We start from the raw sequence: 21596 nt of genomic DNA, 5'->3' as shown, positions 1-21596 counted from the left end.
TTTACAGCGCACTAACGACCCCGATGGAGGTGCTTCCGAGGACGCGCGTAGACGTGTTCGAGAACATTTTCCTCGTATTTCTCGGACTCGGTACGCTCGTCGGAATCGTCGTTGTCGCGTATACTCTGTACAACGCGTACAAGTATCGCGATACGGAGGAACGTGACGACGGCGAGGACCTCCCATCTGTCGGGGAACTACCGACTGGCGGAAAGGGTGGAAAGAAACTGTTCCTGTCGTTTGGCCTGAGTGCTATCATCGTCATCTCGCTGGTTATCTGGACGTACTCGATGCTGTTGTACGTCGAGGATCCGGGTCTCGACAACCCAAGCGAGGAGGCACTCGAGGTCGACGTAGAAGGATTTGCGTTCGACTGGAACTACTACTACGACAACGGCCTCGAGACGTCGTCCGTCGGCAGCGGTGATGGAATGGTCATTCCGGCCGACACACCGATCATGATAGACGTAACCTCGACGGACGTCTGGCACACGTTCGGGATATCGGAACTCAGGGTGAAAGCGGACGCTATACCCGGTGAAAGCGACGAAACCTGGTTCGTCGCCGAAGAGCCCGGCACGTACACGGCCGAGTGTTTCGAACTGTGTGGCCCCGGACACAGCGACATGGAGTCACCCGTTGAGGTAATGTCACAGGACGAGTACGATCAGTGGGTCGACGACCAGCTGACGATGACGATCACGCTCGAGGACGAAGGCGAAGAGCGGATCACGGACGGCTTCGAACTCGCACTCGAACACCAGGACAACGACGAGTTCGACGAGGACTACAGCTTCACCTACTCGGACGACGAGTTCGAAAACGGCTCGATCACGATCGACGAGATCGAGCAGGGTGGTCCGTACGACGTAGCGATTACGTTCGAGGACGACGAGTACGAAGACATCGAGGACACGATCAGCTTCACCGAACCGGTCGACGAGACCTACACCGTCGAGGGACCGGAGGATGACGACGAAGACGAGGAAGCTGACGACGAAAACAACGATACCGACGATGACGAAGAAACGAACGACGATACGACCGACGAGGACGGAGGTGACGACGAATGAGTGATCTTCCACCGATGACCTCGGTCAAGCGCTGGCTCGTCACGACCAACCACAAGGACGTCGGCATCCTGTATATGGTGACGTCGCTGTTCTTCCTGCTGCTCGGGGGCGTCATGGCGCTTGCGTTCCGCGCTCATCTGTGGGAAACGGGTGGAGCCGGCCTGCTCGACGGGACTCAGTTCAACCAAGCCGTCACGACACACGGGCTGTTGATGGTGTTCTGGTTCCTCTCGCCGATCGCAACCGGGTTCGCGAACTACCTCGTTCCGCTCCAGATCGGAGCGGACGACCTCGCGTTCCCCCGGCTGAACGCCCTGAGCTACTGGTTCTACCTGGCTTCGGGGATCCTGATCGCCCTTTCGTTCTTCCAGGGTGGCGCCTTCGCCGGCGGGTGGACGATGTACGCACCGCTGAACGTACCGACCTATACACCCGCGATGCAGGCGACGACTGGCGGTAATACGACAATTCTCGCGCTTGCGCTGTTCGTCATCTCGGTTACGATCGGGACGGTGAACTTCCTCGTGACCATCCACCGGTCTCGAGCCGAGGGCCTCGGCCTCTGGAACATGCCGCTTTTCACCTGGTCGTGGCTGCTCACCGTCTGGATGATGCTGTTCGCGTTCGCGGCGCTGCTTGCGGCAGGACTGCTGTTGCTGTCCGACCGACTGTTCCTGACGCAGTACTTCGCGACGGACCAGGGGTCGGGCCTGCTGTGGGCACACCTGTTCTGGTTCTTCGGTCACCCCGAGGTGTACATCGTCTTCTTCCCCGCGCTGGGGATCATGTTCGAGGTGTTCCAGACGTTCACCGGTCGGCGACTGGTCGGCCGAAAGTGGGTCATCATCGCGATGGTTCTGGTGGCGCTCCAGTCGTTCCTCGTCTGGATGCACCACATGTTCCTGACGACGATCAACTTGGAGATCAAGACGCTGATGATGGCGACAACCATCGGGATTTCGTTACCATTCGACCTGATGGTCTTCGCGCTGATCTACACGATGGTCAAGGGACGGGTCCGGTTTACGACGCCGTTCCTGTTCGCACTGGGTGCGCTCGTGCTGTTCATCCTCGGCGGCATCACCGGGGTCTTCCTCGGTGCCGTCGTGCTCGACTACGAGTTCCGTGGCACCTACTGGGTCGTCGCTCACTTCCACTACGTGATGGTCTCGGGCGTCACTGCCCTGGTCGGCGGCCTCTACTACTGGTGGCCCAAGATCAGCGGCAAGATGTACTCCGAGACGCTCGGAAAGCTCAACTTCGCCGTCTACTTCATCGGCTTCAACCTGCTGTACTTCCCACAGTTCCTCGCCTGGGAGACGCCACGCCGCGTCTTCCACTTCGCCGGCGAAATGACGTTCTACCACCGGCTTTCGACGGTCGGCGCCTTCATCTTCGGGGCGTCGTTCCTGATCATGTTCTACACGTTCGCCAAGAGCTGGGTCTCCGGTCCTGACGCACCGGACAACCCGTGGGAGTACTCCCGCACGGCCGAATGGGCGATTCCGTCGCCCCCGCCGCTCGAGAACTGGAGCGGTCGGCCAAGCTACGCCAGCGGTCGCCTCGAGTTCGTCGACGACACGCAGGCTGCGACCGACGGTGGCGTCGCACAGGCGACGGACGTCCACGAGGAGGAACACGCCGATCACGCGAGCATCTGGCCGTTCGGCATCGGTGTCGGCATGTTCGTGTTCTTCCTCGGACTGTCCGGCATTACGCCGTACATGGAGTCGTTCGCCGAAGCACGCGGCCACTCGCTGGTCGGGACTGCTGCCGAGCCGAACATCATCTATCCAGTGGTGACCGTCCTCGGGGTAGCGATCCTCGGGTACACGCTGTTCAAGTTCGGCGTCGAGGAGTTCAACGTCCCACAGCCTACTGTCGCCGAGAGCTGGCCGTTCGACGGCGTCGGCAACACGAAACTCGGCGTCTGGGTGTTCCTCGCCTCTGACGTCGTCGTCTTCGGTGCCATCATCGGCGGCTTCATCTTCCTGCGCCTGCACATGGGCTGGGGTAACTGGGAGACGATTCCGTTCGCCTCCTGGCCCGGGCTGCTCAACACCTACGTCCTGCTGACCTCGAGCTTCACGGTCATCCTGGCGCTGGTGTTTGCCGAGCGCAAGAACAAGCGAGGAATGCTCGGAGCGATGCTCGCGACGCTGCTGCTCGCGCTGACGTTCATGGGCGTCAAGGCCTACGAGTACTGGTACAAGTTCTCGATCGGCGAGTACTGGTGGACCAGTATCGAACACTCGGTCTACTTCGTGACCACCGGTCTGCACGCCCTGCACGTGATCCTCGGCGTCCTCATCGCCGTGTTCATGATCTACCGGATCGTGAGCGTCGATGCATACCTCGAGGACCACCGACCAGTCGAGTTCTTCGGACTCTACTGGCACTTCGTCGACATCGTGTGGGTGTTCCTGTTCCCGCTGTTCTACCTGATGTAGGACGGCGGGTCGACGGGATTCGACGTTTCGACTGACTCGATTTCGTTTTGCTCGTTTCGATCGTAACAGTATTGCTCGTTCTTGGTTCAGTTGATCGATCTACAGATAAGCAAGGCGAGTGCCTCGGGGCTTGACCCCGAGGCGGTTCACACTGAACCCGTTTGCACGTCGACCGTACAGATCATGTGTCGTTTCTCCCCGTCTGCTCACGGGCATCCGTGCCCGTTCGCACGGTTCGTGAGATCTCTGATCTCGTGACCGGATAAACGCTGCCGTTCAGCGGCTTCCATCGCTCGTCAGGAACCGTCCGAAACAGAGCACCGAAACGAACGCGACCGCCGCCCCGAGCGAACCGAACCCGGGCGTCGCGTCCACTGCCGCCTCCTCGACGCTCTCATTGCCGGCCTCGATCGCCGTTCCGTTCGTTGCTGTCCCGTCGGATTCGGTCATCACCGCACTCGAGTCGCCCGAATCGACTTCCTCGAGCAGGTGGTCGACCGCTGCCTCGGCGTCGACGATTCCGTCACCGTATCGGACGTCCCGTTCGGCCGACTCGCCGTCGGGCTTCCAGGTCGTATCAGTCACCGCAGTCGTCACCTCTTCGGACGTGGCATTCGGCTCGAGCGAGAGCAACAGCGCGACCGTGCCGCTGACGTGGGGCGTCGCCATCGACGTACCGGGCAGCCGGGCGTACTCGCCGCCGGGAGCAGTGCTTTCGACGGCGACGCCCGGTGCGACGACGTCGGGGACGACGTAGGAATCCGGCCAGTCCGCAGGCGCACCTCCCCAGTCGGTGGTCCAGTTCGACCGCTCGAGGCGTTCTCCACCGGAGAAGGAAGCGACCGCCCCGTCGTCGTCGACAGCGCCGACGCCGAGGGTCTCGTAGACGTTCCCGGGCGATCCCGACGTCCCGGGGCCGTCGTTGCCGACGGCGCCGACGACGACCGTGTCGCTTTCCGCGGCGTTGCGGACGGGATCGACGAGTTCCGGATGCGCTCCGTCGGCACCGAGACTCAGGTTGATGACGTCCGCGTCCGCCTCGAGTGCCCACTCGAGTCCGGCGACGATCTGGGCGAACGAGCCGCCATTCTCGCCGAGGACCTGCCCGTGTAGCAACTCCGCTTCCGGGGCGACGCCGACGGCGATACCGGAGTCGTTGCCGCCGGCGACGGTGCCGCTGACGTGTGTTCCGTGCCCCTCGACGTCGTGTGGCGTCGATCCCTCGACCCGTTCGCCGCTCCCGTCGAACTCCGCCCAGCCGCCCGGATACGTCGGATCCGAGGGGTCCTCCGTATACAGGTCGAGGTCCGGATGCGTCGGATCGATGCCGGTGTCGAGTACTGCGACCCGGACGCCCTCGCCTCGAACGTCGTAGTCGTCCCAGACGAACGGGGCGTTCAGTGTGTCTATTCCCGTAGTTGGTTTCACGGACTCGTCGGCCGTCGGCTCGCTCGAGTGGTTCAGCGCGTCGGCCGAGAGCGTCGTCACCTGTTCGTCCGGCACCTCCGGGAGCGGCACCTCGAAGTTCTCGTGAACGGCCTCGACGTCGTCGAACTGTGCGAAGGCCTCGAGGTCGACCCGGCCGAGATCGACCTCGAGTACCACGGCGTTTGTCACCCAGAACTCCTCGTGAACACTTGCGCCGGGAGTTTCGTCGACGTACTCGAGTAGCGGTTCCTGGGTCTCTGCCGCGTGGCCCTCGAGGTATGCTTCGGTCTCGTCACTGACCGTCGCGTCCGCGAGAGGTGGTTCCTCGAGGCGGACGACGATTTCGACCGACCCGCTCGCTTCCTCGAGTTCGTCGTCGATTTCGAGGGTCGCGTCGTCGACGGTATCGGAGCGATCGCCAGCAACCGCACCGGCGGACGAAGCACCGAGACCGACCGCGACGGACGAGCAGACGAGAAGGAGACACAGAGAGAGCGTTACGAACGTTGACGAGGCTCCAGAAGAACCGGTCATGGATAGAGTTCTGTACAGTCACGGAATAAAGAGGTTCCGCCTATTCGATGGTTCGAGCGGAAGCGGCGGAACCCGGTCGATACCGGACGCTCCGGTCATATGAGGAAGGTATAAGTGGCCGTCACTCAGAATGGATACCAATGGCTGACGTTCGAACCTACGCCCTGATCTACGTCGTACTGCTGGTACTGGGTACGGGCAAGTTCGTGTTTTTCACGTTCGACTTCGCGTACGCCACCGCGATGGGTGCAACCATACTGCTGGCGATCGCCAAGGCGGGACTGATCGCCGGTTACTACCAGCACCTGATCGAAGAACCGAGAGCGGTCTCCTACATGATGGGGGTCGCGCTGTTCATGGTGTTCCTGCTTACCGTCGCGGCAGGATACTCGATCCAGTAATTCGGTCGTAGACGCGAACTCCTTCGGTTCTTCTCTCTTCGTTCACCGTCTCTCCTACTGTACGGATAGTGGCTACTGGGCGTCGATGCGCCCGATACCGCGATAGCTGTGTGGGAGTGGAGTTACTATCGTCGGTCGTGACGGTTACTGCGTCCGGAGCGACGGCTCTCGTCGACTGACCGGCACGAAAACGCGAATGACTGGGAGTCGTTACTCTTCGGCGCCTTCGAGTTCTTCGACGATCTCGTCGGCGTCGACGTCGGCGTCCTCGAGAGCGTCCTCGATGTCGCCGCCGCCAGCGCCGCCCATACCGCCCATCATGCCGGGCATGCCCATGCCGCCCATGCCGTCGATGACTTCCTGGACGATGACGCGGTCGACGCCAACCTGGTCGATGACCTGCTGGCCGATCTGCTGTTTGCCCATCATCCACTGCTGGTTCATCGTCATCTGAGGCGTGGCCTCGAGGTAGAGCGTCTCCTTCTCGACGACTTCGGTCTCGAACTCGGGTTCGGCGTCCTCGTCGTCTTCGTCGTCGGGTTCGACGGGGACCTCCTCTTCGACCTCGTCGGTCTCGATCCAGAGTTCTGGCTCCATGCCGAGCATCATCTCGAACAGGCCGGCAGCCTGCTTTTCGCGGTCGTCGACGGCGTCGACGATCTCGTACTCGTACTCGACGTCTTCACCGGCCAGCGGGTGGTTGAAGTCGACGCGTGCGCGGCCGCCGATGATCGTGCTGATGTAGCCCTGCCGACCGTCGACCTGGACGTTCGCGCCGGGGTAGCGGTCGTCTTCGTCGATTTTCTCTGCGCTGACGGTCTCGACGTTCTCGGGGTCGTACTCGCCGAAGGCTTCCTCGGCGGGGACGGTGACGGTGCCCTCGTCGCCGGCTTCGCCGCCGACGAGTTCGTCCTCGACGTCCTCGAAGATGTGGCCCTCTCCGAGAACGATCGTGCGGGGCTTGAACTCCTGGCCCTGGTCGTCGACGCCTTCCTCTTCGGCGACGTCGGGGTCGGTCGTGTCGACCAGCTGGTCGCCGTCCGCGGTGTAGGCGGTGTACTCTATCTCCACGAAGTCGCCTTCCTGAAGCCCGTCCGTGGCGGCTTCGTCGGCGTCTTCGGCCTGCTCATCGAGTTCGGCCTCTTCTTCCTCGGTCATACCTTGTACGTCCCGCCGTCTACATTTAAGAACGACGTTTTTCCGCGAGAGCGACCGATACTTACGCGCGCTTCCCGTCGCCTCGAGCATGTACGAGGTCGAACTGAAGGTATCTGCGGACCTCGAGCGCGTCCGCGACCGTCTGGAGACGCTCGAGGCGACGCCACAGGGTGGGGTCGTCCAGGTCGATACGTATTACGACGCACCCCACCGGTCGTTCCCGGAGACCGACGAGGCATTACGGATTCGGTCGGAACGGCCGGATACCGACGAAAGCGACGACGCCCAGACTCGGATCACGTACAAGGGACCGCTCGTCGACGACGAGTCCAAGACTCGCGAGGAAGTCGAGACCGCGGTCGGCGACGAGGAGAAGATGGACGCCGTGTTGACGAACCTGGGATTCGAGCCGGCGGCGACGGTCCGGAAGGTCCGCGAGCGGTTCACGATCGACGGTGCGAACGGCTACGAACTAACCGTCACGCTCGACAGCGTCGACGACGTCGGCGAGTACGTCGAAGTCGAAACCGAGGTCGAACGCGAGCGCGACCTCGAGTCCGCACGGAACGCTGCCGCCACGGTCCTCGAGGAACTCGATCTCGACCCCGACGAGCAGATTCGGACCTCGTATCTCGGCTTGTTGCTCGAATCGTAACGTCGAACGGCGGCGTGAGGTAACTCACACCAGTTATGAGATAGCGTTTGAATCATATCCGCAAGTTATAGAACCACGCTGTTCGAAGACCCGGTAATGAGCGAGCGGAACATCCGAGTCGAGCCGATCGACCGGCAGGCAGTCGAAGATCAAGAAGTAGAAATCGTCGAGCGAAAGGGGATCGGTCATCCCGACTCGATCTGTGACGGCGTCGCCGAGAGCGTCGCCAGCGCACTGGCACAGGCGTACCTCGACCGGGTCGGGAAGGTCCTTCACTTCAACACCGACGAGACCCAGCTGGTCGCAGGCGAGGCTGCACCCGCGTTCGGCGGCGGCGAAGTCGTCGACCCGATCTACCTGCTGATCGTCGGCCGTGCGACCAAACACTACGAGGGCCAGACGATTCCGACCGAACGCATCGCCCTCACCGCCGCGCGCGAGTATCTCGAGGAGACGATCCCGCAACTCGAGGTCGGCGAGGACATCATCGTCGACGTGAAACTCGGCGAGGGAAGCGGCGACCTGCAGGAGGTCTTCGGCGAGGACGAGGTCTCGGTCCCGATGGCGAACGACACGAGTTTCGGCGTCGGCCACGCGCCCCTGACCGAGACCGAACAGATCGTCTCCGAGGCTGAGTCGCGGCTCAACGGCGAGTTTGCCGACGAGAACCCGTACCTCGGCCCTGACGTGAAGATCATGGGCAAACGCGAGGGCGACGAGATCGACGTCACCGTCGCGGCGGCGATGATCGACGAGTACGTCCCGGACATGGACGCCTACGAGGACGCCGTCGAGTCGGTCCGCGAGTTCGTCGAGGAGGTCGCGAACGAACACACCGACCGCGACGTGACCGTCCACGTCAACACTGCCGACGACTACGACGAGGGTTCGATCTATCTCACCGTCACCGGCACTTCCGCCGAGCAGGGTGACGACGGCTCCGTCGGCCGGGGCAACCGTGCGAACGGACTCATCACGCCGAACCGATCGATGTCGATGGAGGCGACCAGCGGCAAGAACCCGGTCAACCACATCGGGAAGATCTACAACCTCCTCTCGACCGAAATCGCCGAGTCCGTCGTCGACGAGGTCGACGGCATCCGCGACCTGCGCGTGCGTCTGCTCTCCCAGATCGGCCGCCCGATCGACGAGCCACACGTCGCCGACGTTCACGTCGTCACCGACGACGGCGTCACCCTCGAGGACGTCCAGGACGAGGTCGAAGCGATCGTCGATCGCGAACTCGCCGACGTCACGGAGATCACCCGGCGCGTGATCGACGGCGAACTCTCGACGTTCTAATCTTCGAGAAGCCAGTCGTACCCCTCGAGTACGGCCCGTTTCGCGTTCGATTCGACGATTCGACCGTGTCCCGGGACGAGCCGGTCGAAATCCCACGCGAGGACGTCCTGGATCGACCGACGAAAGGTTTCCTCGTTGGCGATCGTGAGCCGAAACTCGATCGGCGGTCCGACTCGCTCGTAGATTCGAAGGAGCCGTGCCACGAGACGCGTTTTCAGCGGACTGGTTCGGTCGATGTGAAAGCCGACGTCGCCCAGAACGACCGTTTTGCTCGGCCGGTGGAAGAACGCGATTTCGGAGAGCCACCGGTGACCGTCGATCACGACCTGATCGAGGTCGGCTGCCCACCGTGGATCTGGCACGTCTCCCAGGAGTCCGTCGAACCGCAGGTCCGGTCGCCGTGGCGCGAGTCCTGGCGCTGCGAGTAGCTCCACGTCGGGGTAGGCCGCTCGGTACTGTTCCATGTACAGGTGGCCGTGAAGTTTGCTCGCCGGAGCGACGAACCGGACCTCGCCGAGGTCGTCTAGCGCGGCTTTCAGTTCCGGGGTCAGTTCGGCCGGCGACTGGACGAACAACCCGCCACTCGAGAGCCGCATGACCGACATGATACGTCCGAGTTCGACGCCGTAGAACTCGAGCGGTTCCTCGTGCGTCCAGAAGCGGTCGCCTAATCGTTCGAGCATCGGCGATGGACTCGTCATCGAACGTACCGATAAGTCTGGCTCTCGGTCGGCCACAGAAGCCGCCTCCTGGCCGATCTCCTCGAAAGAGAGGGCTGGCTGGCGTTCCGGTTTCGATAGAGCCATTACCCACGGACGTATTTGCCTTCGTAACGGGTTACGAATCGAAACACCGGGAGAGCGATCGACAGTGAAGTTACCATCGATGGAGTCCAACCGAGTCGTCCTCGCCGTCGTCGCCAGTACCTTCTTCGTCGGGTTCGGTGGCGGCGTCATCTTCCCGATTCTGCCGAACCTCGGCGAAGTGCTTGGCATCTCGGCGTTCATGGTCGGCCTCATCCTGAGCGCGAACCGCTTTACGCGGCTGGTGGCGAACGCGCCCGCGGGCGTCCTCGTCGACCGCATCGGGACGCGAAAACCGTTCATCGCAGGACTGGCGATCGAGGGCGTCGCGACCACGATGTACGTCGTCGCCCTGCTCGTCCCGCCGCCGGAGTTCTGGTTCATGCTCGCACGCGTGCTGTGGGGACTCGGCAGCGCCCTGGTCTTCGCGACGGCGTACACGATCACGGCCGACGTCAGCGAGGCCGACTCCCGCGGAACGAGTATGGGGATCGTTCGGGCCGGCATCACGTTCGGCTTTCCCGCAGGCCTCGTGCTCGGTGGCGTCGTCAGCGACGTCTGGAGCAACGGTGCCGCGTTCATCCTCGCGGCCAGTTTCGCCGGTCTCGCGAGCGTCATCGCATACTTCATCGTCCCCGAAACCCACGTCGAGGGCGAACAGAAGTCGGTCAAACCCTGGGACCTCGAGATATCGATTCCAGCGGTGACCGTCGGTCTCGTCAACTTCGGGCTCTACTTCGCGTACATCGGCGTGCTGTTCTCGACGCTCGTTCTCTTGCTCGGCGAGCGCAGCATCACGATCTTCGGTCTCGACGCACAGGGCTCGTCGGGCATGCTGATGGCCGTGACGGTACTCACTGGCGCCGTGTTCACGCTCGGCGGCGGCATCCTGAGCGACTCGGTGGGCGCTCGAGTTCCCGTCCTCCTGGGCTTTCTGCTCACCTCGTTCGTGGGCTTTCTCGTGCTCGCGTTCGGCCGGAGTTTCGAGGTGCTGGTGCTTGCCTGTATCCTGATCGGTGCCGGACAGGGCGGCGTCGGCGGCCCACTGACGGCACTGCTCGCGGATCTCACGCCCGACGAGCGCGTCGGCCGCGCGATGGGGACCAACAACGTCCTCGGCGACGTCGGTGGTGGGCTCGGACCGCTGGTCTCGTTGCCGCTGGTCGAGGTCGTCAACTTCGAGTTCGTCTACGGGCTCAGCGCGGCTTTACCCGTACTCGCCGGAATCGTGCTCGTCGCCGGCATCTACGCCCACACGGGCCAGATGAATCCCACCATCGGAGAATCGGCCAGTTGACGCCGCCCGCCCCTCGTAATCCCCTTATAGCCACGACCGTCTATCCATGGCCATGCATCTGCCGGGAGCCGACACTGTCCTCGTCCGACACGGCGACCTCAACACGAAGAGCAACACCGTCAAGCGGTACATGGAGGGAAAACTCGTCGAGAATCTCGAGGCGCTTCTCTCCAACCGGTCGATTCCCGGCGAGGTCGAACGCCGCTGGAACCGACCGCTGATCCACACCGACGAGGACGCGATCGGCGAGGCGACCGCGGCCGCGACCGACACCTTCGGCGTCGTCTCGGCGAGCCCAGCCGTCACCGTCAGTACGGAGAAAGAGCAGATTCTCGAGGCGCTCGAGGAAATCGCACGCGCGTGCTACGACGGCGGGACGTTCGCGATCGACGCCCGGCGAGCGGACAAGACGCTCCCCTACGACAGCGAGGACCTGGCACGAGAGGGCGGGACGGCCGTCTGGGAGGCCGTCGAGGACGAGTTCGCCCCCGAGGTCGACCTCGACGATCCCGACGTCACCTTCGGCGTCGAAGTCCGGGAGGACGCCACTTTCGTCTACCTCGAGTCGGTCGCCGGGCCGGGCGGACTCCCGCTGGGCGCCCAGGAGAAGACGATCGCGATGATCAGCGGCGGGATCGACTCGCCGGTTGCGGCCTACGAAATGATGCGCCGCGGTAGCCCGATCGTCCCTGTCTACGTGGATCTCGGCGATTACGGCGGGATCGATCACGAGGCCCGTGCGATGGAGACGGTCCGGACGCTCGCGGCGTACGCGCCGAACTTCGACATGCAGGTGTACAAGGTCCCCGGCGGCGAGACGGTCGACCTGCTCGTCTCCGAGATGGAACAGGGGCGGATGCTCTCGCTGCGGCGGTTCTTCTACCGGGCTGCGGAGGTACTCGCCGAGCGCGTCGACGCCCACGGAATCGTCACCGGCGAGGCGGTCGGCCAGAAGTCGAGCCAGACGCTCCAGAACCTCGGCGTCACCAGCCGTGCTACCTCGCTGCCGATCCACCGGCCGCTACTGACTCGAGACAAACACGACATCGTCGCCCAGGCACGGGAGATCGACACGTTCACCGACTCGACGATCGACGCCGGCTGTAACCGCGTCGCGCCCGACCGCGCGGAGACCAACGCCCGCTTCGAGCCACTGCTCGAGAGCGAACCCGACGACCTGCTCGAGCGGGCCGAGGAAGCCGCAAAACAAGCCGAACTCGTCGAACCCTGAGATCAGTACAGGTACGACACCAGCGTCGTGAGCAACTTTCGTTCCGCGCGTCGCAGATGGTCGTCGACTGTTCGCCGACTGACCTCGAGGTCCACCGCCAGTTCCTTCGTCGTCGTCTCCCGTGGGAGTTCGTAGTAGCCACGTTCGACTGCTAGCGACAGCACCTCTCGCTGTCGGTCCGTCAGTTCCGGCAACGCGTCGTCGAGCGTCAGCAGCGGCGAAGAGTGTGATGGCATCGTGATCTCGCGTTTGCTCCGAACGTCGATCTCGAAGTCGTCCTCGAGCAGGTCGACGTAGAGGTCGGTCAGACTGGCGGGGTCGAGCGCGAGAATCCGACACTGTTTCTGTCCGTCCTCGTACCGTAACGGCGGCACGAGCAGGCAGTTGTGGGCCGCGAGGTAACGGTCGACGTGAGTCTCGTCGAACGCCTTGAAACACGACTGCGTGATGACGACGGCCTCGCCGTCGCCCCGGACCTGTTCCTCGACGCCGACGGTGTCCCGGATCCGCGAGAGCAGGGGATCGAGTCGCGACCCCGTCGCGTACAGCAGATCCGAATGCTCGTTACACCAGAGTTCGACGCGACAGTCGGCGTCCTCGGTGGGGTCGGTGTAGACGCTCGAGTCGGCGATGACGAAGGTGGCTTCGTACACGTGGTTTCGACACCCACCCCGTTTCTTATAAAATCTTCTCCGTACGGAACGGGACTCGTATTGGTTCGGCGTGTGGTAGAGAGAGGCATGGCGGATCAGGAATCTTCGGCCGAGAAACGACACCGACGAGGAGAGCCGAGCGACCAGTGGCGCGAGTACCGGGGCGCGCCGACCGGGACGGACCTCGAGTGTGAAGGATGGCGTCAGGAAGCTGCCTTCCGGCTGCTCAACAACAACCTCGATCCGGAGGTTGCCGAGAAACCCGAGGAACTGGTCGTCTACGGCGGCACCGGTCGGGCGGCCCGCTCGTGGGACGCCTACGACGCGATTCTCGAGGAGCTACGGACCCTCGAGGACGACGAGACCCTCCTCGTACAGTCGGGGAAACCAGTCGGCCGGTTTCGGACCCACGAGCACGCGCCGCGCGTGCTGATCGCGAACTCGAACCTCGTCGGGAAGTGGGACGACTGGGAGCACTTCCACGAACTCGAGGCCGAGGGAAAGATCATGTACGGCCAGATGACGGCGGGATCGTGGGCCTACATCGGCACGCAGGGGATCATCCAGGGGACGTTCGAGACGCTCGCCGAGTTAGCACGGCAGCACTTCGATAGCGATCTCTCGGGGAAGATCGTCGCGACGGCCGGCCTTGGCGGAATGGGCGGCGCACAGCCGCTCGCGGTCACGATGAACGAAGGCGTCTGCATCGCAGCGGAGGTCGACGAGGACCGGATCGACCGACGCCTCGAGACGGGTTACTGCATGGAGAAAGTCGACGACATCGACGAGGCGATCGCGCGCGCCGAAGACGCGGCTGAGGCCGGCGACCCCTACAGCGTCGGCGTCCACGCGAACGCCGCCGAGTTACACGAACGGTTCATAGAGCGCGGGTTCGTCCCCGACGTCGTCACCGACCAGACCAGCGCCCACGACGCCCTCGAGGGGTACTATCCCGCTGGCTACACGGTCGAAGAGGCAGACGACCTTCGCGAGGAAGATCCCGAGACGTATCAGGAAGAAAGCCTCGAGACGATGGAACGCCACGTCGACGCCATCCTCGAGTTACAGGATCGAGGTGCGATCGCCTTCGAGTACGGGAACAATATCCGGGGACAGGTGCAGGACCATTTCGACCGGGAGGATGCATTCGATTTCCCCGGTTTCGTCCCCGCCTACATCCGCCCGCAGTTCTGTCGCGGGAAGGGTCCCTTCCGCTGGCTCGCGCTGTCGGGCGACCCCGAGGACATCCACCGGACCGACGAGGCCGTCCTCGAGTTGTTCCCCGAGAAGGACCACCTCCGTCGGTGGATCGAACTCGCCCAGGAGGAGATCCAGTTCCAGGGGCTCCCGAGTCGAGTCTGCTGGCTCGGCTACAGTACTGAGGGCGAGGGCGACGAAGAGCTAACCGAACGCGCCCGCTTCGCCCTGCGGATCAACGAGATGGTCGCCGAGGGCGAGATTTCGGCCCCGGTCGTCGTCACGCGCGACCACCTCGACGCGGGATCGGTCGCGAGCCCGAACCGTGAAACCGAGGCCATGAAAGACGGGACGGACGCGGTCGCCGACTGGCCGATCCTGAACGCCCTCCTGAACTGCGCTGCCGGTGCGGACATCGTCAGCGTCCACGACGGCGGCGGCGTCGGCATCGGCAACGCCCTCCACGCGAACAACCACGTCGTCCTCGACGGCACCGACCTCGCCGCCGAGAAAGCCAGACGGGTGTTCACCACCGACCCCGGCACCGGTGTGATTCGTCACGCCGACGCAGGCTACGAAGACGCACTTTCAGAAGCCCGGGAGTCGAACGTCCACGTACCGATGGAGGATCTCGAGTGATGAGCGAGGAGGAACCCGACAGCGATATCGACGAGCCGAACGCAGCGTTCGCCGTCCATCCCGAGTGGGAGTCGGCCGGTGGGTGGGGGGACGTCGCGACGGTCGACGACCCGAACGACGAACTGTTCGGTCACGTCGTCGAGTCGACGGAAATCGTCGGCTCGGCCGACGAAGACGGCTTCGAACTCGAGTCCGATGCCGCGGTCGTCCTCGTCGGCGAACCGTACGACGGTGCCGTGATCGGTCGTTCCGGCGCACGCAAGGGACCGACTGAGATCAGGCGCTCGCTCGCACGCGTCAAGACCCACCACTTCGACGGCGGACCCGTCGGCTCGGTAGCCGACCTGGGCGACGTTCGGGTGCTCGTGGACGAACTCAAGGACGGAGAAGCGGACGACGTGTCCGTCGAAAGCGTTCAGTCCACTCTCGAGGAGACGACCGCGCTCGTCCACGACCTCGGGGCGCTCCCGATCTTTCTCGGCGGCGACAACTCGCTTTCCTACCCGAACGTCGGGCCGCTCGCCCGCGAGGAGTCGGTCGGCGTCATCAACGTCGACGCTCACCTCGACGTCCGCGACCCCGTCGACGGCCCCTCGAGCGGGACGCCGTACCGACAACTGTTCGAGGACGGCCTCGACCGCTACGCCTGCCTCGGGGCACGTCACTTCGAGACCTCCTCGACCTACCACGACTTCGTCCGGAAGCGTCGCGGCGAGGTCGTCACCGCGGAGGAAGTCGGCGAGGACACTATTGCGGCGGCCGCCCGCGCACTCGAGGCGATGGACGACGTTGACTCCGTCTACGTCAGCGTCGACTGCGACGTCCTCGACGCAGCCGCCGCACCAGGCGTGAGCGCGCCGACGCCGGGCGGGATCACCACCCGTGAACTGTACCGACTCCTGCGATTCCTCGCGGGCGACGACCGGATCGCCGGCTTCGAGGTCGTCGAGTGCGCACCGCCGCTCGATCGCGAGAATCTGACCGTCGACGCCGCTGCGAGAGCCGTCGCACACTTCCTCGCGGGCTATCTGGAGGGGAGACGATGACGACGGAGCACACCTGCGTCGTCTACGGCGCGAGCGAACTCGTCGTCGGCCCCGGAGACGACGAACCGCTCGAGATGTGCGAAGACGCCGCCTTCGCCGCGGTCGACGGCGAGGTCGTCGCGGTCGGCGACACGGACGAGGTTACCCGCGAGTACCCGCCCGAAAACGCCGATGTAGCGATCGACGCCGACGGGAACGCTGTCGTCCCCGGCTTCGTCGACCCGCACACCCACGCGGTTTTCGCAGGCGACCGCTCCGACGAGTTCGAAGCCAAACTCCGAGGGAAAAGCTATCAGGAGATCTTGGAGGAGGGCGGCGGCATCCTCCGAACCGTCGGGGCGACGCGCGAGGCGAGCGCCGATCGGCTCCTCGAGAACCTGCTCGACCACCTCGACGTCATGCTCGCAGGCGGGACGACGACCGTCGAGGTCAAGTCGGGGTACGGACTCGACATCGAGACCGAGTTGCAGTTGCTCGAGGTCATCGAACGAGCGGACGAAACCCACCCAGTCGACCTCGTACCGACGTTCCTGGGCGCTCATGCGGTCCCCGAGGGCGTCTCGACCGACGACTACGTCGACCAGGTCGTCGACGACCAGATCCCGGCCGTCGAGTCACAGGGAATCGCCGAGTTCTGCGACGTCTTCTGCGAGGAGGGTGTCTTCTCGGTCGAACAATCCCGTCGCGTCCTCGAGGCTGGTCGCGAGGCCGGACTGACCCCGAAGGTCCACGCCGAGGAGTTCACGCGACTGGGTGGCTCACAGCTGGCGGCTGATCTCGAGGCAGCGAGTGCCGACCACCTCCTCTGTGCGACCGACGAGGACGTCGAGGCCCTGCTCGCAGCCGACGTCGTTCCCGTCCTGTTGCCCGGAACGGCGTTCGGCCTCGGCGAGGAGTACGCCGACGCGCGTGCAATCCTCGAGGCTGGCGGCCCGCTCGCGGTCGCGACCGACTTCAACCCCAACTGCCACGCCCGGAGCATGGAGTTCGTCCAGACGCTGTCCTGCGTCGAGATGGGGCTCACGCCCGGGGAGGCGCTCCGGGCGGCCACGAGCGGTGCGGCGCGTGCGCTCGAGCGCGAGGACGGCACAGGGCGGCTGGAAGTCGGCGCGCCGGCCGACGCCGTCGTACTCGAGGCGCCGTCGTCCGCACACCTCGCCTATCGATTCGATACGTCTGCCGTCGACAAAGTGCTGAAGAACGGCGAGGTGGTGGTTTCGTGACGACTCTTGCTGTTCAGGGCCGATCAGAACGTGACGACTTCGGCTCCCTCGGCGACGAGCGAGCGCACGCTGGGATGGCCTTCGTACTCGTCGACTCGTTCGGCGGCACTCTCGGCGACCGAGTCGTCGACGTCGTAGGCGCTGACACAGTAGTCACAGGCGGAGACGAGGTGCGAGACCGAGTCGTACAGCGCGTGGTAGTCGTGGCCCTCGTCCTCGAGTTTGCCGACCCACTGGGTGCCGGCACCGTCGAAGATCAGTTCGACGTCGTCACCCTCCTCGTCGAACTCCCTGGTCGTCTGCAAGGCGTTGACGACGCGGCCGAGGTCTGCTGGCGATTCGGTCCCTGCGAGAACGAGAATTGCTGCGTCTGTCATGGGTTCGCAGGTTGGGAGAGCGCATATAATGCCGTTGTGCGGTCGTGCGCAGGCGAGACACGACCGTCACCGCGTCCGTCGGCAGGTCCTGGCGCTCAAGGCGGCAAACGAGGTGGGCTCGCGTGACCGTCGCCCTCGACGGCGAGTCGCTGACTCCCGAAGACGTCGTCGCGGTCGCTCGAGAAAACGCTCCGGTCGTCGTCCCGGAATCGGCTCGCGAACAGGTTCGGGACTCCCGCCGACGCGTCGAGAGCGTCCTCGAGAGCGACGAGGCCGTCTACGGACTCAACACCGGGTTCGGCGAACTCGTCGACGAGCGGATTCCGCCCGAGGACCTGGAGCGTCTCCAGCACAACCTCCTGCGCAGCCACGCGACCGGCGCAGGCCGGGAACTCTCCCGTGAGGAGGTCCGTGCGATGATGGTCGCCCGGATCAACGCCCTGGTCAAGGGCTACTCGGGAATCCGCGAGGTCGTGATCGATCACCTCCTCGAGTGCTGTAACGAGGGCGTCCATCCCGTCGTCAGGTCGAGAGGGAGCCTCGGTGCCAGCGGCGACCTCGCACCGCTTGCACACATGGCGCTCGTCCTGGTCGGCGAAGGCGAGGCCGTCGTCGAGGTCGATGGGAGCGAACGACGACTACCCGGTGACGACGCCCTCGCAGCGATCGGTCTCGAGCCACTTTCTCTCGCGCCGAAGGAGGGACTGGCGCTCATCAACGGCACCCAGTTGACGGTCGGACTGGCCTCGCTCGCGGTCGTCGACGGCGAGCGACTCGTCCGCGCTGCCGATGCAGCGGGTGCGCTGACGACCGAGACGACGCTGGCCACGACCGCGACGTCCGATCCGGCGATCCAGGACGTCCGACCACACGCGGGCCAGCAGGAGAGCGCCGCTTTCGTCCGCCGACTTACGGCCGACAGCGAAGTCGTCGAGGCCCACCGCAACTGCGATCGGGTCCAGGACGCCTACTCGCTGCGGTGTCTTCCGCAGGTCCACGGTGCTGTGCGTGACGCCCTCGAGCATCTCCGGGACGGCGTCGAGATCGAACTCAACAGCGCGACCGACAACCCGCTCGTGTTCGCTTCCGACCGCGTCGACGAACGCGCGTCCGGCACCGACAATGCCTCCGTGCTCTCGGGGGGCAACTTCCACGGTGCGCCACTCGCCTTGCGACTCGAGTACGTTCGCCTCGCACTTGCGGACCTCACTGCGATCTCGGAACGGCGGATCGATCGCATGCTGAACCCGAACCTCCAGGAGCCACATCTGCCGCCGTTTCTCGCGGCCAACAGTGGCGTCGAGTCGGGTTACATGATCGCCCAGTACACCGCCGCCTCGCTGGTCAACGAGATTCGGTCGCTCGGGGCGGCCTCGAGCGACAACACCCCCGTCAGCGGTGGGCAGGAAGACCACGTCAGCATGAGCGCCCAGTCCGCACTGCAGGTCCGAACCGCCCTCGAGAACGCGACGTGGGTCGTCGCCGCCGAACTCCTCTGTGGTGCCGAAGCCGCCGAGTACGTCGACGACGCGTTCGACGTCGAACCCGACGATCTCTCGCTCGGGACGGGGACAGGTGCCGTTCGTGACCTCGTCCGGGAAGTCGCACCGCCGCTTTCCGAGACCGGCGATCGGCCGCTCCACGACGACGTCGAACGCGTCGTCGACCTGCTCGAGGAGGGCCTACTCGAGGACGCGATCGCCTCGTCACTCGAATCGGTCGATACGGCGTAATCACCGGCCAACTCCATGCCACACCATATTTTACGGAAAATTCTCGTTCGGATAAGGTTATCAGTCTCGAGAGCATACGCCCGTTGCCTTCCAGATGGAAGGCCGACCGGTGCGAGGGATACCATTCGAAACCCACCACCTACCGCCCTCGCGACCGGAACGACGTTTCTATATCTCGAACAGCACCGCTACCCTTCGGTAGAGAGTCTACAAAGTTACAGGATAAGCGGTTAGGGGCTGTCTCGAGCCCAGTCAGTTCTCACTCGGATTCACCGGGGGAGCGGCCGCGTTCCTCGAAGAACTCCCCGAGGACGGTCTTGAGCGCCTTCCGGAGGTGCTGGTGCATCGTCGGCGGGGAGACCTCCATCATCTCGGCGATATCCTCGCCGGTACTCTCGCGAGGCCAGTCGAAGAAGCCGCCGTAGTAGGCGAGTCGAAGCGTCGTCAACTGGCGTTGCGTGAGTTCGTCCAGGATGCGGTCGCGTCGCTCGGCCGCGGTCCGGACGGGGCGGTCGATCTCCCGTCGGGCGACCAGTTCCGTGTTTTCATAGACGATCGAGAGCGCCTCCGCGATCTCACGGACGTCCGCGTTCCGGGGGACCTCGACGAGACAGGTACCGACCCCGTCGGTGACGGTGACGTCCCGGATCGTCGCCCCGTGGTTCGCGAGCGTCCGAACGCCGGATTCCGTCAGCCGGAACTCGAGCGTACACGACCCGTTCCCGCTGTAGATGAGTCGACACTCCTCGATGGAGTCGTGGCGCTTTGCCTCCGCGAGTGCCGTCTCGCCGTCGAGCCCCTCGACGGTCACGAACTGGTAGGTTCGGCCATCCGTGCCCGTTCCCGCCCACTCGAGCGAGGTCGTACAGTCGTATTCGTTCGAGAGATCGAACGAGAACGAATCGCCGCCGTCGATCTGAAACTCGAGTTCGACGACGGAGTCGGAAAACAGCAGCTGTCGGTTCCTGACGGCCATGATCGCAAAGCCCATCGTCTCCCCGAGCAGTTCGAAGCCGGCCTGTTCGCTATCGCTGAACGCGTCTTCTCGCCCCGCAAGGACCGAGAGAACGCCGTAGGTGACGTCTTCGTAGACGATCGGCACGGAGATTCCCGCCCGGATCTCGTCTTCGTGAGCCGCCTCCGCGAGCGGTTCGGGGAGATCGTTGCTCTCGAGAACGTGGTTCGTCGCCTGGACCTCGCCCGTTCTCGCGGCCCGCTCGACCGGCCGTTCGCGATCGACATCGATCTCGCGTACTCGCTCGAGGTAGGTGTCGGCCTCGCCAGCACCGATACGGTAGGTGAAGTCGTCTTCTCCGGTTCGCTCGACGATCCAGGAACAGCAGTACAGCTCCGAGTCGACGAGTTGCTCACAGACCGCCCGTTCGATCGTCTTTCGCGTCGAGGCTTCGACGAGTGTCTCGATTACCTGCCTGACGACGGCGTTGATCCGGTTTAGCGTCTCGAGTTCGGCTCGCTGGGAACGCAACTGCTGTTCGCGCCGTGCGCGCTCGGTGATGTCCCGGGCTAGCCAGACGACCGCTCGCTTGCCGTCGATTCGTTCGTCGATCGGGACGACGCGACCCTCGAACCGCCGCGACCCCTCGACCGTCGAACCGCTGTACTCGATCGTCTGGACCTCGTCCGTCTCGATCGCTCGACCGATACATCGCTGAAGCCGGTCGGCAACCTCGGCCGGAAACGCGTCCGTCAGTCGGCTTCCGACCAACTCCTCGGCTGACACCGTATAGAGTGAGACGGAGTCAGGACTCATCTTCGCCTCGAGGTAGACGCCGTCTTCGTCGATGACGAACGCCTCGTCCGGAAGCTCGTCGGCGATAATTCGATGGTATTCGGCGTTCGACGGCGCTCGATCCGTCCCGGATTCGATCGACTCGAGGATCCGATCGACGGCATCGTCACGCTGGATCGGCACGTAATCGTCGGCAGCCGTTCGAACGGCGGTCGCAGCGAGTTCCTCGCTACCCTCCCAGGGAGCGACGACCGTCGGAACGTCTTCGACGAACTCGGTGTCGATAGACTCGAAGAATTGCTCGATCGTATCCGGACGTGAGTGCTCGAGTTCGAGCACGAGAGCGGTTAGCTCCCGTGGCGCTACCCCGCCGAGCGTTGCGTCGGTATCGGCAGCCGGTTCGGGATGATCACTGCCCTCTTCGGCAGCCATCTCGACAGCAGCGGCTTCGACGGCACGGACTGTGAGATCGGTCGCCTCTCGCAACTGCTCACAGAGGCTCCGATCCGTCCCGGAGTCTGCCGTTACGACGACGACCGTATCGGCGCCACTTCCGTTTTCCTTCTGGGTCATCTCTAGCTGGCGTACCCGGACGCGCCCTTTCTTCATCCGATTACGTCTTGAACCAAGAGTCTGATGGTCTACG

Annotated in this window: 17 protein-coding genes; 11 read left to right on the top strand and 6 right to left on the bottom strand. The window is 64.1% G+C overall.

Annotation, left to right across the window (positions count from 1 at the left end; all coding sequences use genetic code 11):
• Nucleotides 1–23: 23 nt before the first annotated feature.
• Both coxB and BLR35_RS19895 read left to right on the top strand, forming a co-directional pair.
• Entirely contained in the window at nt 24–1073 is a 1050-nt protein-coding gene (gene coxB, locus BLR35_RS19900; protein ID WP_090386135.1) for a cytochrome c oxidase subunit II, read from the top strand.
• Complete coding sequence (locus BLR35_RS19895; protein WP_090386132.1) at nt 1070–3523, top strand: cbb3-type cytochrome c oxidase subunit I; 2454 nt, start codon at nt 1070–1072, stop codon at nt 3521–3523. Before coxB ends, BLR35_RS19895 begins: the two co-directional genes overlap by 4 nt.
• 276 nt (nt 3524–3799) lie before the next feature.
• Here the strand turns inward: BLR35_RS19895 and BLR35_RS19890 are convergent, their stop codons facing one another.
• Nucleotides 3800–5485 carry a S8 family serine peptidase gene (locus BLR35_RS19890; protein ID WP_090386130.1) on the bottom strand — a complete coding sequence of 562 codons (1686 nt, stop codon included), beginning with the start codon at nt 5483–5485 and terminating at the stop codon, nt 3800–3802.
• Nucleotides 5486–5625: 140 nt separating this feature from the next.
• Here BLR35_RS19890 and BLR35_RS19885 point away from each other — a divergent pair, with 140 nt between their 5' ends.
• The gene (locus tag BLR35_RS19885; protein ID WP_090386127.1) at nt 5626–5886 is read left to right on the top strand and encodes a cytochrome C oxidase subunit IV family protein; all 261 of its coding nucleotides are present in this window, start codon (nt 5626–5628) and stop codon (nt 5884–5886) included.
• 210 nt (nt 5887–6096) lie between these two features.
• Here BLR35_RS19885 and BLR35_RS19880 read toward each other — a convergent pair whose 3' ends face one another.
• The gene (locus tag BLR35_RS19880) at nt 6097–7044 is read right to left on the bottom strand and encodes an FKBP-type peptidyl-prolyl cis-trans isomerase (RefSeq protein WP_090386124.1); all 948 of its coding nucleotides are present in this window, start codon (nt 7042–7044) and stop codon (nt 6097–6099) included.
• An 88-nt stretch (nt 7045–7132) separates the two neighbouring features.
• Here BLR35_RS19880 and cyaB point away from each other — a divergent pair, with 88 nt between their 5' ends.
• Complete coding sequence (gene cyaB, locus BLR35_RS19875) at nt 7133–7699, top strand: class IV adenylate cyclase (RefSeq protein WP_090386120.1); 567 nt, start codon at nt 7133–7135, stop codon at nt 7697–7699.
• Between the two features lie 96 nt (nt 7700–7795).
• Nucleotides 7796–9001, top strand: coding sequence for a methionine adenosyltransferase (locus BLR35_RS19870; RefSeq protein ID WP_090386117.1), 1206 nt, complete (start codon nt 7796–7798; stop codon nt 8999–9001).
• On the opposite strand, the gene BLR35_RS19865 is transcribed toward BLR35_RS19870, so the two are convergent.
• Nucleotides 8998–9684 carry a DUF4336 domain-containing protein gene (locus BLR35_RS19865; RefSeq protein ID WP_090386253.1) on the bottom strand — a complete coding sequence of 229 codons (687 nt, stop codon included), beginning with the start codon at nt 9682–9684 and terminating at the stop codon, nt 8998–9000. The two genes, BLR35_RS19870 and BLR35_RS19865, sit on opposite strands and share 4 nt — an antisense overlap.
• Nucleotides 9685–9871: 187 nt before the next feature.
• Between BLR35_RS19865 and BLR35_RS19860 the strand changes: the two genes are divergently transcribed.
• Together BLR35_RS19860 and BLR35_RS19855 are read left to right on the top strand one after the other, a co-directional pair.
• Entirely contained in the window at nt 9872–11101 is a 1230-nt protein-coding gene (locus BLR35_RS19860; RefSeq protein WP_090386114.1) for an MFS transporter, read from the top strand.
• 52 nt (nt 11102–11153) lie between these two features.
• On the top strand, nt 11154–12332 hold the full coding sequence (locus BLR35_RS19855; RefSeq protein ID WP_090386111.1) for a tRNA sulfurtransferase: 1179 nt from the start codon (nt 11154–11156) through the stop codon (nt 12330–12332).
• Nucleotides 12333–12334: 2 nt separating this feature from the next.
• Here the strand turns inward: BLR35_RS19855 and BLR35_RS19850 are convergent, their stop codons facing one another.
• The gene (locus tag BLR35_RS19850) at nt 12335–12985 is read right to left on the bottom strand and encodes a helix-turn-helix domain-containing protein (protein ID WP_090386109.1); all 651 of its coding nucleotides are present in this window, start codon (nt 12983–12985) and stop codon (nt 12335–12337) included.
• A gap of 87 nt (nt 12986–13072) precedes the next feature.
• Here BLR35_RS19850 and hutU point away from each other — a divergent pair, with 87 nt between their 5' ends.
• The 3 genes from hutU to hutI are packed head-to-tail and all read left to right on the top strand — an operon-like array spanning nt 13073 to nt 17090.
• Entirely contained in the window at nt 13073–14821 is a 1749-nt protein-coding gene (gene hutU / locus BLR35_RS19845; protein WP_090386106.1) for a urocanate hydratase, read from the top strand.
• A complete protein-coding gene (gene hutG / locus BLR35_RS19840; RefSeq protein ID WP_090386104.1) occupies nt 14821–15867 on the top strand; it encodes a formimidoylglutamase in 1047 nt (348 codons plus the stop codon). The genes hutU and hutG overlap by 1 nt, the downstream gene beginning before the upstream one ends.
• Nucleotides 15864–17090, top strand: coding sequence for an imidazolonepropionase (gene hutI / locus BLR35_RS19835; protein WP_090386101.1), 1227 nt, complete (start codon nt 15864–15866; stop codon nt 17088–17090). The genes hutG and hutI overlap by 4 nt, the downstream gene beginning before the upstream one ends.
• Nucleotides 17091–17113: 23 nt before the next feature.
• Here the strand turns inward: hutI and BLR35_RS19830 are convergent, their stop codons facing one another.
• A complete protein-coding gene (locus BLR35_RS19830; RefSeq protein WP_090386099.1) occupies nt 17114–17467 on the bottom strand; it encodes a hypothetical protein in 354 nt (117 codons plus the stop codon).
• A gap of 122 nt (nt 17468–17589) precedes the next feature.
• Between BLR35_RS19830 and hutH the strand changes: the two genes are divergently transcribed.
• Entirely contained in the window at nt 17590–19200 is a 1611-nt protein-coding gene (hutH, locus tag BLR35_RS19825) for a histidine ammonia-lyase (RefSeq protein WP_090386097.1), read from the top strand.
• 259 nt (nt 19201–19459) lie between these two features.
• Here the strand turns inward: hutH and BLR35_RS19820 are convergent, their stop codons facing one another.
• Nucleotides 19460–21523: a bacterio-opsin activator domain-containing protein gene (locus BLR35_RS19820; RefSeq protein ID WP_090386094.1), complete on the bottom strand. Its 2064-nt coding sequence runs from the start codon at nt 21521–21523 to the stop codon at nt 19460–19462.
• Between the last annotated feature and the right edge of the window lie 73 nt (nt 21524–21596).

The organism is Natronobacterium texcoconense, from assembly GCF_900104065.1.
GTDB lineage: Archaea > Halobacteriota > Halobacteria > Halobacteriales > Natrialbaceae > Natronobacterium > Natronobacterium texcoconense.
Note: the sequence above shows the minus strand (reverse complement) of the source record. Positions and strands in the feature narration are given on the sequence as shown.